This window comes from Mycobacterium triplex, from assembly GCF_000689255.1.
GTDB lineage: Bacteria > Actinomycetota > Actinomycetes > Mycobacteriales > Mycobacteriaceae > Mycobacterium > Mycobacterium triplex.
In genome coordinates this window covers 1,738,313-1,750,375 of the sequence record NZ_HG964446.1, presented here as the reverse complement: position 1 = coordinate 1,750,375, position 12,063 = coordinate 1,738,313, and the positions used below count along the sequence as shown (strand labels likewise).

Annotated in this window: 11 protein-coding genes; 3 read left to right on the top strand and 8 right to left on the bottom strand. The window is 66.7% G+C overall.

Annotation, left to right across the window (positions count from 1 at the left end):
• Positions 1-3 precede the first annotated feature (3 nt).
• Together BN973_RS08180 and BN973_RS08175 are read left to right on the top strand one after the other, a co-directional pair.
• On the top strand, positions 4-1,191 hold the full coding sequence (locus BN973_RS08180) for a CoA transferase (RefSeq protein ID WP_036472160.1): 1,188 nt from the start codon (positions 4-6) through the stop codon (positions 1,189-1,191).
• 310 nt (positions 1,192-1,501) lie between these two features.
• On the top strand, positions 1,502-3,796 hold the full coding sequence (locus tag BN973_RS08175) for a SulP family inorganic anion transporter (protein WP_051641172.1): 2,295 nt from the start codon (positions 1,502-1,504) through the stop codon (positions 3,794-3,796).
• Here the strand turns inward: BN973_RS08175 and BN973_RS08170 are convergent.
• From BN973_RS08170 to BN973_RS08145, 6 genes are all read right to left on the bottom strand, one after another.
• The gene (locus BN973_RS08170; protein WP_036467209.1) at positions 3,735-4,175 is read right to left on the bottom strand and encodes a response regulator; all 441 of its coding nucleotides are present in this window, start codon (positions 4,173-4,175) and stop codon (positions 3,735-3,737) included. The two genes, BN973_RS08175 and BN973_RS08170, sit on opposite strands and share 62 nt — an antisense overlap.
• Positions 4,172-5,758 (bottom strand): sensor histidine kinase, encoded by a 1,587-nt coding sequence (locus BN973_RS08165; protein ID WP_036467207.1) that lies wholly within the window; start codon positions 5,756-5,758, stop codon positions 4,172-4,174. The genes BN973_RS08170 and BN973_RS08165 overlap by 4 nt, the downstream gene beginning before the upstream one ends.
• Positions 5,755-6,939, bottom strand: a complete 1,185-nt coding sequence (locus tag BN973_RS08160; RefSeq protein WP_051641171.1) for a PP2C family protein-serine/threonine phosphatase — start codon at positions 6,937-6,939, stop codon at positions 5,755-5,757. Before BN973_RS08160 ends, BN973_RS08165 begins: the two co-directional genes overlap by 4 nt.
• Before the next feature lie 142 nt (positions 6,940-7,081).
• On the bottom strand, positions 7,082-8,251 hold the full coding sequence (locus tag BN973_RS08155; RefSeq protein ID WP_036467203.1) for an acyl-CoA dehydrogenase: 1,170 nt from the start codon (positions 8,249-8,251) through the stop codon (positions 7,082-7,084).
• A gap of 15 nt (positions 8,252-8,266) precedes the next feature.
• Complete coding sequence (purE, locus tag BN973_RS08150) at positions 8,267-8,782, bottom strand: 5-(carboxyamino)imidazole ribonucleotide mutase (RefSeq protein ID WP_036467202.1); 516 nt, start codon at positions 8,780-8,782, stop codon at positions 8,267-8,269.
• Positions 8,779-10,005, bottom strand: coding sequence for a 5-(carboxyamino)imidazole ribonucleotide synthase (locus BN973_RS08145; RefSeq protein ID WP_036472158.1), 1,227 nt, complete (start codon positions 10,003-10,005; stop codon positions 8,779-8,781). Before BN973_RS08145 ends, purE begins: the two co-directional genes overlap by 4 nt.
• A gap of 98 nt (positions 10,006-10,103) precedes the next feature.
• Here BN973_RS08145 and BN973_RS08140 point away from each other — a divergent pair, with 98 nt between their 5' ends.
• Entirely contained in the window at positions 10,104-10,763 is a 660-nt protein-coding gene (locus BN973_RS08140) for a GtrA family protein (protein WP_036467199.1), read from the top strand.
• Here BN973_RS08140 and BN973_RS08135 read toward each other — a convergent pair.
• Complete coding sequence (locus BN973_RS08135) at positions 10,718-11,236, bottom strand: PH domain-containing protein (RefSeq protein WP_036467196.1); 519 nt, start codon at positions 11,234-11,236, stop codon at positions 10,718-10,720. The genes BN973_RS08140 and BN973_RS08135 overlap by 46 nt on opposite strands.
• A 9-nt stretch (positions 11,237-11,245) precedes the next feature.
• Positions 11,246-12,061 carry a biotin--[acetyl-CoA-carboxylase] ligase gene (locus BN973_RS08130; protein ID WP_036467193.1) on the bottom strand — a complete coding sequence of 272 codons (816 nt, stop codon included), beginning with the start codon at positions 12,059-12,061 and terminating at the stop codon, positions 11,246-11,248.
• Between the last annotated feature and the right edge of the window lie 2 nt (positions 12,062-12,063).

Genomic DNA, 12,063 nt, shown 5'->3' with positions numbered 1-12,063 from the left:
ATGATGCCAAACAGCCAGCCGCCCAAGCCACTTGACGGATACCGGGTTCTCGACTTCACGCAGAACATCGCCGGGCCGCTGGCAGGACAGATCATGGCCGACCTCGGCGCCGAGGTCATCAAGGTCGAGGCACCCGACGGCGAGGCGGCCCGGCAGATCGTCGCGGTGCTGCCCGGCCGGCCGCCGCTGCCGACCCTGTTTTTGCCCCACAACCGGGGCAAGAAGTCGGTGGCGGTGGACCTTACCAACGACGAAGCCAAACAACAGATCTTGCGGCTGGTCGACACGGCCGACGTCGTGCTCGAGGGGTTTCGCCCCGGAGTGATGGAGCGTATGGGACTGGGCCCCAACGAGTTACGGTCCCGCAACCCGAAGCTCATCTATGCGCGCCTGTCCGCATACGGCGGCAACGGCCCGGAAGGCAGCCGGCCGGGCGTCGACCTGATGGTTGCCGCCGAGTCGGGCATGACCACCGGAATGCCCACGCCGAGCGGTAAACCGCAAATCATCCCGTTCCAGCTGGTCGACGCCGCCAGCGGCCACGTGTTGGCCCAGGCGGTGCTGGCCGCGCTGCTCAACCGCGAGCGCCACGGTGTGGCAGACGTGGTCCGGGTCGCGATGTACGACGTCGCGGTGGGTTTGCAGGCCAGTCAGCTCACGATTCACCTGAACAAGCCCACCGAGCAACCCGAGCCGAAACCGGACTCGGCGCCAACTACCAAGAAGCGCAAGGGAGTTGGCTTCGCCACCCAGCCGTCGGACGCATTCAAGGCATCGGACGGGTATCTGGTGATCAGTGCGTATGTGCCCAAGCACTGGGCGAAGCTGTGCGAGATCATCGGCCGCCCCGACATGTTGGAAGACGAGCGGTTCATCGATCAACGCTCCCGCGCCATGAACTACCCCGAGTTGACCGAGGAACTCGAGAAGGCGCTGGCCGCCAAGACCGCCGCCGAATGGGTTCAGCTGCTGCAAGCGGGCGGCTTGATGGCCTGCCTGGCCTACACCTGGAAACAGGTGGTCGACACCGCGCTGTTCGCCGAAAACGAACTGGCGCTGACGGTCGGCAGCGGTGACGATGAAATCACGGTGATCCGCACTCCGGCCCGCTACTCGAGCTTCGATGCGGCCGCGGCCGAGCCCCCACCCGCTCCGGGCCAGCACAACGACATGTTTCTGGCCGAGTCCTGATTTCGCGACCCGGGTTTCTTTGAATCGCCGATGAAACGAGTTGTTGTCGAACACCGACACCTGTGTTTCTTTGAGTTGTCGATGAATCCGTGCGGGCTTATCCCGGCAATCGAGCAGTCATGGAAGGCTTCCCACACGAGTTAGCCGCAGGCGGCACAACGTCTCGTCGTTCGCCCAACTGACTTGCCTTGGTTGCCAGGGCCGGCGGGCGCGCGATTGACACGCGCCGTTCTACCGGTCATAAAGGGTCGTAAGCCCGCGGTAGCGGATAGCCGCTCGCCGACTTCCTAACCGTTGGAGTAGTCGACTTATGAATGCGCCCACAAGCAATGTCGTAGCAGCGGCCAAATCCGGGTCGCTTCTGGACAATCTGCGCCACGACATACCCGCATCGCTCGTCGTCTTCCTTGTGGCCCTACCGCTTTCGCTCGGCATCGCGATCGCTTCCGGGGCCCCGCTGGCCGCCGGCCTGATCGCCGCGGTCGTGGGCGGCATCGTCGCCGGTGCACTCGGCGGGTCGTCGGTTCAGGTCAGCGGCCCGGCCGCGGGCCTCACCGTGGTGGTCGCGGGACTGATCGATGACCTCGGTTTCCCGATGTTGTGCCTGATGACCATCGGTGCGGGCGCGTTGCAGGTCGCGTTCGGCCTGAGTCGGTTGGCGCGCACCGCCCTCGCAATTGCGCCGGTGGTGGTGCACGCGATGCTGGCCGGCATCGGTATCACGATCATGTTGCAACAGGTCCACGTACTGATCGGTGGCTCGTCGCATAGTTCCGCGTGGCAGAACCTCGTGGCGCTGCCCGACGGGATTCTGCACCACGAACTGCACGAGGTGATCACCGGTGGCATCGTCATCGTGATCTTGTTGCTGTGGTCGAGGCTGCCCGCCAAGGTACGGCTGATCCCCGCTCCGCTGGTGGCCATCGTCGCGGCGACCGCGCTGGCGATGGCGGCGGGGCTGGACACCGATCGAATCTCGCTGTCGGGCAACTTCTTCGACGCCGTCAACTTGCCGCACATCTCGGGAGCCTCCCCGAAGGGCATACCGTGGCTCGACGAGGCCGAGGACATCGGCGTCGGCATCCTGACGATCGCCCTGATCGCCAGTGTCGAGTCGCTGCTGTGCGCGGTCGGTGCCGACAAACTGCACAAGGGGCCACGGACGAACTTTGACCGGGAGATCATCGGACAGGGCACCGCGAACATGGCGTCCGGCTTACTGGGCGGCCTGCCGATCACCGGTGTCATCGTGCGCAGCTCGGCCAACGTCGCCGCCGGCGCGCGGACCCGGATGTCGGCGGTGCTGCACGGCGTTTGGATCCTGCTGTTCGCCTCGCTGTTCACCGAACTGGTGGAGCTCATCCCGAAGGCAGCGCTGGCCGGACTGCTGATCGTGATCGGCGGCCAGTTGATCAAGCTGGCCCATATCAAATTGGCCTGGCGCACAGGCAATTTCGCTGTGTACGTCGTCACCACGTTGTCGGTGGTGTTCCTCAATCTGCTGGAAGGTGTGATCATCGGGCTCGCCGTCGCCATCGGCTTCCTACTGGTCAGGGTGACCCGCGCCCCGGTTGCGGTGCAACCGATCGGCGACGAAGAATCGAAGCAGTGGCGCATCGATATCGACGGCACGCTGAGCTTTCTGCTTTTACCGCGCCTGACAAAGGCTCTCGCGTCGGTCCCCGAGGGGACGGAGGTGACGCTGAACCTGAACGCGGACTACATCGACGACTCGGTGTCCGAAACGATCGGGGATTGGCAACACGCGCACGAGGCGCGGGGCGGGGTGGTCGTCATCGTCGAGACGACGGACGCGAAGCTGCAGAACGCGCACGCGAGTCCCCCCAAGCGGCACTTCGCGCCCCATCCGATCGGGTTGGTGCCGTGGCGGTCGGCGCGCAACAGAACCCAAAACGACGGCGACGCTTCCATTCTCGACCGCGTCGACGAGTACCACCGCAACGGCTCGGCCGTGTTGCATCAGCACATCTCCGGGCTCGGCGGCGCCCACGACCCCTATGCGCTGTTCCTCACCTGCGCGGATTCCCGGATCCTGCCGAACGTCATCACCGCCAGCGGCCCCGGCGACCTGTACACCGTCCGAAACTTCGGCAACCTGGTGCCGACCGACGCGAACGACCGATCGGTCGACGCCGCACTGGAATTCGCCGCGAGCCAGCTGGGTGTGCGTTCGGTGGTCATCTGCGGACATTCGTCGTGTGCCGCCATGAAGGTGCTTCTCGAGGAGACCCCCGATCAAGCCGCCACCCCGATGGGTCAGTGGCTGGAATACGGCCGTGCGAGTCTGGACGCCTACGGGGACCACCATCCGGCCCGGGCGAGCGCCGAAGCCGTCGGATACTCGGAGATCGACCAGCTGAGCATCGTGAATGTCGCTGTCCAACTGGAAAGGCTGATCCGCCACCCGATGTTGGCCGCCGCGGTCTCCTCCGGCGACATCCAGGTGGAAGGCATCTTCTTCGACATCGCGACCACCCGGGTCTACGAGGTGACTCCGCGCGGCATCGTGTGCCCCGAAGAACCTACACGCCCGGCAGCCGAACAACCTGAAGGAAGAACTCGTCGATCTGCCGCACCGCACTGATGAATTGGTCGAGGTCGACCGGCTTGGCGACATAGGCGTTGGCGTGCAGCTTGTAGCTGCGCAGGATGTCTTCCTCCGCCGCGGACGTGGTGAGCACGACGACCGGGATGCGCGCCAGATCGGCGTCGGACTTCACCTTCTCCAGCAGCTGGCGACCGTCGTACTTGGGCAGGTTCAGATCCAGCAGGATGAGATCCGGTCGTGGCGCGCCTTCGAATCGACCCCGCTTGTAGAGAAAGTCCAGGCCCTCTTCGCCGTCGTGCGCGACGTGCAGCCGGTTCTGGAACTTGTTGTGCTCCAAGGCCTCCCGCGTGATGAGTTCGTCTCCCGCGTCGTCCTCGACCAACAGGATCTCGATTGCTCTGCTGGCGGGTGTCATTGACGCGCTCCTTCCAGGGCGGCGGGTCGTTCTGCGGCCACGGCGGCCGGAAGCGTGAACTCGAATCGGGTTCCGTCGGTATAGGTCGAGTCGATCCGGACTGCGCCGTCGTGGTATTCGACGATCTTCTTCACCAGCGCCAGTCCGACACCCGTTCCCGGATACACCCCGCGGCCGTGCAGCCGCTGGAAGATGACGAACACCTTGTCGGTGAACTCTTCGGCGATTCCGATACCGTTGTCCGACACGGTCAGCAACCATTCGCCGGTATCCCGGCGCAATTCGCAGTCGATGACGATGCGGGGCAGCCGATCGACGTGACGGAATTTGATCGCGTTGCCAATCAGGTTCTGCCACAACATGGTCAGCAGTGTCGGGTCTCCGACGACCCGCGGCAGGGGCCGGCTCGGGCGCACCACCTCGGTGCCTGATTCCTCGATGGCGACCGCGAGGTTGCCCATGGCCGCTTCCAGCGTCACGTCCAGCTCGACCTCGGTTTGCTTGCTGCCCACCCGGCCGACTCGCGAGAAGGTCAGCAGGTCGTTGATCAGCACCTGCATGCGTTTGGCGCCATCGACCGCATAGCCGATGTATTCGATCCCGTGGTCGTCGAGCTGGTCGGCGTAGCGCTTTTCCAGCAACTGGCAGAACGAGGCGACCTTGCGCAGCGGCTCCTGCAGATCGTGTGAAGCGACATAGGCGAACTGCTCGAGCTCGGCGTTGGAACGCTTCAATTCTATCGTCTGCTCGTCCAATCGCGCCCCGGCCGCCCGCGATACGTCGAGCGCCGAAACGATACGCTGTCGCATGTTCTCGACGTCGATCGCCATGTCACGGATGTCCTTGGGCCGCCGCGGCGGCGTGATGGTTTCGGTGAAGTTGCCCTCGGTGATCCGCCGGCACGACGCGGCGAGCGCCGCGAGCGGGAGGGTGATGGCGCTTCGGGTCAGCAACCCCAATGTGATGGCGAGACCGAAGAACACCAGTACGACCGCGCCGAGCACCCGGTCCCGCCAAGCCCTGATGTCCTTCAATTCGTCAGCCGCATGCGCGGACGCCGCTTCCAGATCGGAATTCTGTGTATCGAAAAGCCCCCGCAAATGGTCGAATTCGGCTTTTCCACGATCGGCGACCCGGGTGCTCACCACGTCGGGAGCGTTCGGCGTCACGCTCGCGATCAGCGGCTCGGCGGAGCTGGCCCGCCAGTTGGCAGCGGCCCGCTCGATCGCGTCCAGATCGTTGACCAGGTCCACCCGGTGACCGACCAACCGCCGGATATCCTCGGCCGCTGCGTGTTCGGCCTGCTGCCCGTCGTAATAGGGCGTCAGGAACTGCCGGTCGGCGGCGATCGCGTAGCCACGCACACCCGTCTCCTGGTCGCGCAACGCCGCCTGCAGCCCGAAAGCGGCCACCCGCGCGGGCTGAATCTCTTCGCTCAGGCCGTGCGATACGTCGTCGAAGCGATTCAGCAGCAGCGCGCCGGCCACCGCACCGGCGAGCACCAGCAAGCCCATGCTCAACAAGACGAGGAACAGCCATCCCCGGACGGTCAGCGCAGCGCGCGGGTGCGCGTCGGTGTTCATGTCGCGGTCCGCTCTACGCGCACCACGGCGATGTCGTCGGTGAGGCCGCCGCGCGGCTCCGCGAGTTCGCCGGCGCCGTCGATCAGCGCGTCGACGAATGCCGCACCGGGCAAGCCGGCGTGGGTACGCGCCAGGGCCAGCAAGCCATCCTCCCCCAGTCGCTCGTTGCCGGTTCCGGAGTATCCCTCGAAGAGGCCGTCGGTCAGCAGCAACAGCCCCTGCCCCACCGGCAGTTCCAGCTCGGACTGCGGCCAGTCGTCGGCACCCAGTCCCAGCGCCGGCCCGGCCGGCGGTTCGATCCACTCCGCCGTTGCGGCGCCTTGGCGCAACATACCCGGATGCCCGGCCCGGATACAGCTGATGCGGCCGGTGTCGGGAGCGAACTCAAGCGACAGGACCGTCGCGAAGATGCCGCTGCCCATGCGTTCGGCGTGCAGCACCCGCTCGAGCTGACGCATCGATTCAGCGGCCCGCACCCCGGCGAAAGTGAGCGCGCGCCAAGCGATCCGCAACGCCGCACCCAGCGCGGCCTCGTTGGGCCCGTGCCCGGCGACGTCTCCGATCAGGACGTACACGACCCGGTCCGGCGTCTGCACGACGTCGTAGAAGTCACCGCACAGCAGCGCGTCCGCACGACTCGGCCGGTACCGGGCCACGATCTCGACGCCCGGGTCGTCCAGCAGCAACGGAGACGGCAGCAGGCCGCGTTCGAGCAGGGCGTTCTCGCGGGCCCGAAGCTGAGTCGCGTGCAGGTCCGCGGCGATGATCTCCACGCGCTTGCGCTCGATCGCGTAAAGCAGCGCACGGCGCAGCATGCCGGCTTCGACGCGGCCCTTGACCAGATAATCCTGTGCCCCCGCCGCGACCGCCGAGGCGCCGAAGAACTCGTCGTTGAAACCGGTCAGCACCACGATCGGCACGGTCGCATCGCGTTTGGCGATGCGGTCCAGAGCTTCGATGCCGCTTGCGTCGGGTAGCTGCAGGTCCAGCAGCACGCAGTCGGGCCGTGCGGTGGCCAGCTCACGCTCGGCGTGCGCCATCGACTGCGCCCAGGTCACCCGGATGTCGTCGACCCCGCTGGAGATCAGGTCTTCGACCAGCACCGCGTCGGCGCGGTCGTCTTCGACCAGGAGCAACGACAATGTCTGCCAGCTCGCCGCCGGGGTGACTGGGCTAAGCATTCCCCACCCCTTGCCGCAGTCACCTGCTCATTTAGCGCTACGCGTGGCCGTTACCCTCCAAACGGGGCACGCTGAGCTTGGTTGTAGCGCTCGATCCTATTAGCCGAGCCGAGTTTGGGGCCATCGGGTCCCGGAAAACCGCTCAGCGCAGCAGCGCTCGCGACATCACCACGCGCTGAATCTGATTGGTGCCCTCGTAGATCTGGGTGATCTTGGCGTCACGCATCATCCGCTCGACCGGGAAGTCGGTGGTGTACCCGGCGCCGCCGAACAGCTGCACGGCGTCGGTGGTGACCTCCATCGCGACATCGGAGGCAAAGCACTTCGAGGCCGCCGAGATGAACCCCAGATTCGACTCGCCGCGTTCGGCCCGCGCGGCGGCGCTGTAGACCATCAGCCGCGCCGCCTCCACCTTCATCGCCATATCGGCCAACATGAACTGCACGCCCTGGAAGCTGCTGATCGACTCACCGAACTGCTTGCGGTCCTTGGTGTAGGCGATGGCCGCGTCCACCGCGCCCTGCGCGATACCCACGGCCTGCGCCCCGATGGTCGGACGGGTGTGGTCCAGGGTGGCCAGCGCCGTCTTGAAACCGGTGCCGGGCTCGCCGATGATCCGGTCGCCCGGGATGCGACAGTTCTCGAAGTAGAGCTCGGTGGTCGGTGAGCCCTTGATGCCGAGCTTGCGCTCCTTCGGTCCCACGCTGAATCCCTCGTCGTCGGCGTGCACCATGAACGACGAGATGCCGTTGGCACCCTTGTCGGGATCGGTCACCGCCATCACCGTGTACCAGGTCGACTTGCCGCCGTTGGTGATCCAGCACTTCGCGCCGTTGAGAATCCAGTCGTCGCCGTCGGCCTTGGCGCGGGTGCGCATCGACGCCGCGTCACTGCCGGCTTCGCGCTCGCTCAAGGCGTAGGACGCCATCGCGCTGCCATCGGCGATCGACGGCAGAACCTGCTTTTTCAGCTCATCGGAGCCGCGCAGGATCAGGCCCATGGTGCCGAGCTTGTTCACCGCCGGAATCAGCGAAGCCGACGTGTCGACCCGGGCGACCTCTTCGATCACGATGCAGGCCGCGACGGAGTCCGCGCCCTGACCGCCGTACTCCTCGGGCACATGCACGGCGTTGAAGCCCGACGCATTCAACGCATCCAGCGCTTCTTGCGGGAAGCGGGAATTCTCGTCCACGTCGCCGGCGTGCGGAGCGATTTCCTTTTCCGCCAGCGCCCGAATCGCCGCCCGTAACTCCTGATGCTCCTCGGGCAGTTGGAACAAATCGAAGTCGGGGTGTCCGGCCCATGCAGCCATCTTGAGATCTCCTTGCTACTCGCCGGTAACTTTACCCTGGAGCTCTTGCAGGGCCTCATTCTTGGCCCGCACGCTCTCGGCGAGCTGCCCCTGGAATGCCACGATCCGGGCCCGCAGCGCCGGGTCGAAGGCACCGAGAATCCGCACCGCCAGCAACCCGGCGTTGCGGCCCCCGCCGATCGAGACCGTGGCCACCGGCACGCCGGCGGGCATCTGCACGATCGACAGCAGCGAATCCAGCCCGTCGAGGCGGGCCAGCGGCACCGGCACCCCGATCACCGGCAGCGGCGTCGCGGCGGCGACCATGCCGGGCAGGTGGGCGGCGCCCCCGGCGCCCGCGATGATGACCTCGATGCCGCGCGCGGCCGCACCCCGGGCGTAGTCGAACATCACGTCCGGGGTGCGATGCGCCGAGACCACCCGGACCTCGGCCGGGATATCGAACTCGGCCAGCGCAGCGGCGGCGTCGGCCATCACCGACCAGTCGCTGTCGCTGCCCATGATCACCCCGACGCGGGGGGTTTCACTCATCGGCGCCGCTCCTCATGTGGATCCCATCCGTCCGCCCACTGCCCATGTGCCAACCAGTGTGCCGCCAGCTCGGCGCGTTCACGAAGCTTCGGCAGGTCCGCGGCGTCGTCGCCCAGGAAATTGATGTGCCCGACCTTGCGGCCCGGACGCTCGCCCTTGCCGTACAGATGCACCCGGGCATCCGGCATCCGCGCGTAGAGGTGGTGCAGCCGCTCGTCGACGGTCATCTCCGGCGGCTGCGCGGCGCCCAGCACGTTGGCCATCACGGTCACCGGCGCGATGGCATCGGTCGCGCCGAGCGGGTAGTCCAGCACCGCCCGCAGATGCTGTTCGAACTGGCTGGTGCGCGATCCGTCCATGCTCCAGTGCCCGGAGTTGTGCGGCCGCATCGCCAGCTCGTTGACCAGCAGTGCGCCGTCGGTGGTCTCGAACAGCTCCACGGCCAGCACACCGACCACGCCGAGTTCGGCCGCCAGCCGCAGCGCCAGCTGCTGCGCGGCCACGGCCACCTTCTGGGGCAGCTCCGGAGCGGGCGCAATCACCAGCACGCAGATGCCGTCGTCTTGCACCGTCTCCACCACCGGCCACGCCGCGCCCTGCCCGAACGGCGAGCGCGCCACCAGCGCCGCCAACTCGCGCCGCAATTGGACCTTCTCTTCCAGCACCACCGCCACTCCGTCGGCCAGGTACGAGCGGGCGATCTCGCGCGCATCCGCCAGGTCGCGCGCCAGCTGCACGCCCCGGCCGTCGTAACCCCCGCGGGCCGCCTTGACCACCAGCGGGGCAGCGACGCGGCGCGCGAAGGCGTCCACCTCGTCGAGGCGGTCCAGCGAGTCCAGGCCGAGATAGCTCGGCACCGCGGCGCCGAGGGCCTCCAGCTTGCGGCGCATCACCAGCTTGTCCTGGGCGTGCACCAACGCCTGCGGCGGCGGTGCCACGTTGACGCCCTCGGCGACCAGCTTCTCCAGCAGCTCCGTCGGGACGTGCTCGTGGTCGAAGGTCAGCACGTCGGCGCCGGCGGCGACCCGGCGCAGGTCGTCGGCATCGGTATGCGAACCGATCACCACATCGGGGGTGACCTGGGCGGCCGGCTCGTCGGCGGCGGTCGCCAGCACCCGCAGGGTCTGCCCCAGCGCGATCGCGGCCTGGTGCGTCATCCGGGCCAGTTGACCACCGCCGACCATCGCGACCACCGGAGTGCGTGTACTCGGCACGGCCATCATGGTGTCACGCGACCCCACGGTGTGTTGACCGGCTGTGACGCGAAATCGTTAGCTACCATTTTGCGCCGTTTTCGAGTCCGTCCGTACACTCACGTCTTGTGTCCTTCGCCGATGCCACAATCGCGCGCTTACCGCAGGTCTTTCAGCCCTATGCACAGCGCCATCATGAATTCATCAAATTCGCCATCGTCGGGGGCACCACGTTCATCATCGACTCGGCAATTTTCTACACCCTCAAGCTGACGATTCTGGACACCAAGCCGGTGACGGCCAAGGTTATCGCCGGCATCGTCGCGGTCATCGCGTCCTATGTGCTGAACCGCGAGTGGAGCTTCCGCGACCGGGGCGGCCGCGAGCGCCATCACGAGGCGCTGCTGTTCTTCGCGTTCAGCGGGGTGGGCGTGTTGCTGAGCATGGCGCCGCTGTGGATTTCCAGCTACATCCTGCAGCTGCGGGAGCCGACGGTGTCGCTGACGGTGGAGAACATCGCGGACTTCATCTCCGCCTACATCATCGGCAACCTGCTGCAGATGGCATTTCGGTTCTGGGCGTTCCGGCGCTGGGTGTTCCCCGACCAGTTCGCCCGCAACCCCGACAAGGCACTGGAGTCCGCGCTCACCGCGGGCGGAATCGCCGAGGTATTCGAGGACGAGGTCGAGTCCGGCAACGTCACCCTGCTGCGCGCCTGGCGTAACCGGCGCAACCGCATGAGTCAGCTCGGTGACTCCTCGGAACCCAGGGTGTCGAAAACTTCGTGATACAGCAGCGCGTGCACCTCGCGTAGCCGCGGAATGTTGTGGAACTCCAACGGATCTTGGGACGCCGACTCGATAATCAGGGTGCCGGTGCGAAACGGACGCTCCCAAATCTTGTCCCGGAATTCCACGCTGTTGATCCGCGCCAACGGGATGTCGATACCACTGCGGGTCAGCAATCCGTGCCGATACATCACGCGGCGATTCGTGACGACGAAATGTGTGGTGAGCCAAGTCAAGAACGGCCACAGCGTGAGCCAGCCGACGATCACCAACCAGATCCCCCAGATGACGCCGTGGATGATGTTCTTGGCCATCTGCTCCCAGTGCGTGGAGTTGACGTAGCCGGACCCGAACGCCGCCAGCCCGGTCAGCAGGATGAAAATGGCGACGGGCCCGATCAATCGCTTCCAGTGCGGGTGGCGATGTATGACGACCTGTTCGCCGGCGGCCAGGGCGTTGTCGGGATAGCTCATGTGGTGACACTAGCCCCGCAAATGCACGACGTCACCGGCGGAGACGACGACGGTCTCGTTCGCGACGTCCAGACACAGCCGGCCGTGATCGTCGATTCCGCTGGCGGTGCCGACGATTTCCCTGCCGCCGGGCAGTGCTGCGCGCACCCGGGTGCCGAGGGTCAGGCTGCGCGCCCGGTAGTCGGCGGCTAACTGCCAGTCCGCCCCGCGCGCGGCCTGCCACGCGACGATGCGGCCGCCGAGCTCGCGCAACACCGCGCGCACCAGCCGATCGCGGTCGGGGGCGGCCACGCCCAGGTCGAACAACGACGTCGCACCCGGCCCGTCGACCTCCTCGGGCGCCTGAGTCACGTTGAGCCCCAAGCCGATTACCACGACCGGCCGGGCGACCTCGGCGAGGATCCCGGCCAGTTTGCCACCACCGGCCAGCACGTCGTTGGGCCACTTGAGGCCCAGCTCGACACCGCTGCCCCGCAGCAGCGGGGCCACGGCATCGACCACCGCCACCCCGGTGGCCAGCGGCAGCCAGCCCCACCCGGTGACCGGCACGTTGACGACGCTCACCGCGACCGACATGGTGATCTGCGCGCGCGGCGACGCCGACCAGCCGCGGCCGTGCCGCCCACGCCCGGCCGTCTGGTGTTCGGCGATCAGCACCGCGCCGGCGATGTCGGTGCCGTCGGCCGCGCGGGCCAGCAGATCGGCGTTGGTGGAACCGGTCTGTTCGACGACATCTAGCCGCCGCCAACCCAATCCGGTGCCGACCAGCTCGGTGCGCAATGCGGCCGCATTCAACGGTGTTCGGAACTGATCTCGGTCGGTCACCG

Coding starts and splice junctions, on each gene's coding strand:
- BN973_RS08165 (WP_036467207.1), bottom strand. CDS start 5,758: ATGAACACCGACGCGCACCCGCGCGCTGCGCTGACCGTCCGGGGATGG.
- BN973_RS08175 (WP_051641172.1), top strand. CDS start 1,502: ATGAATGCGCCCACAAGCAATGTCGTAGCAGCGGCCAAATCCGGGTCG.
- BN973_RS08170 (WP_036467209.1), bottom strand. CDS start 4,175: ATGACACCCGCCAGCAGAGCAATCGAGATCCTGTTGGTCGAGGACGAC.
- BN973_RS08160 (WP_051641171.1), bottom strand. CDS start 6,939: ATGCTTAGCCCAGTCACCCCGGCGGCGAGCTGGCAGACATTGTCGTTG.
- BN973_RS08155 (WP_036467203.1), bottom strand. CDS start 8,251: ATGGCTGCATGGGCCGGACACCCCGACTTCGATTTGTTCCAACTGCCC.
- BN973_RS08145 (WP_036472158.1), bottom strand. CDS start 10,005: ATGATGGCCGTGCCGAGTACACGCACTCCGGTGGTCGCGATGGTCGGC.
- BN973_RS08135 (WP_036467196.1), bottom strand. CDS start 11,236: ATGAGCTATCCCGACAACGCCCTGGCCGCCGGCGAACAGGTCGTCATA.
- purE (WP_036467202.1), bottom strand. CDS start 8,782: ATGAGTGAAACCCCCCGCGTCGGGGTGATCATGGGCAGCGACAGCGAC.
- BN973_RS08180 (WP_036472160.1), top strand. CDS start 4: ATGCCAAACAGCCAGCCGCCCAAGCCACTTGACGGATACCGGGTTCTC.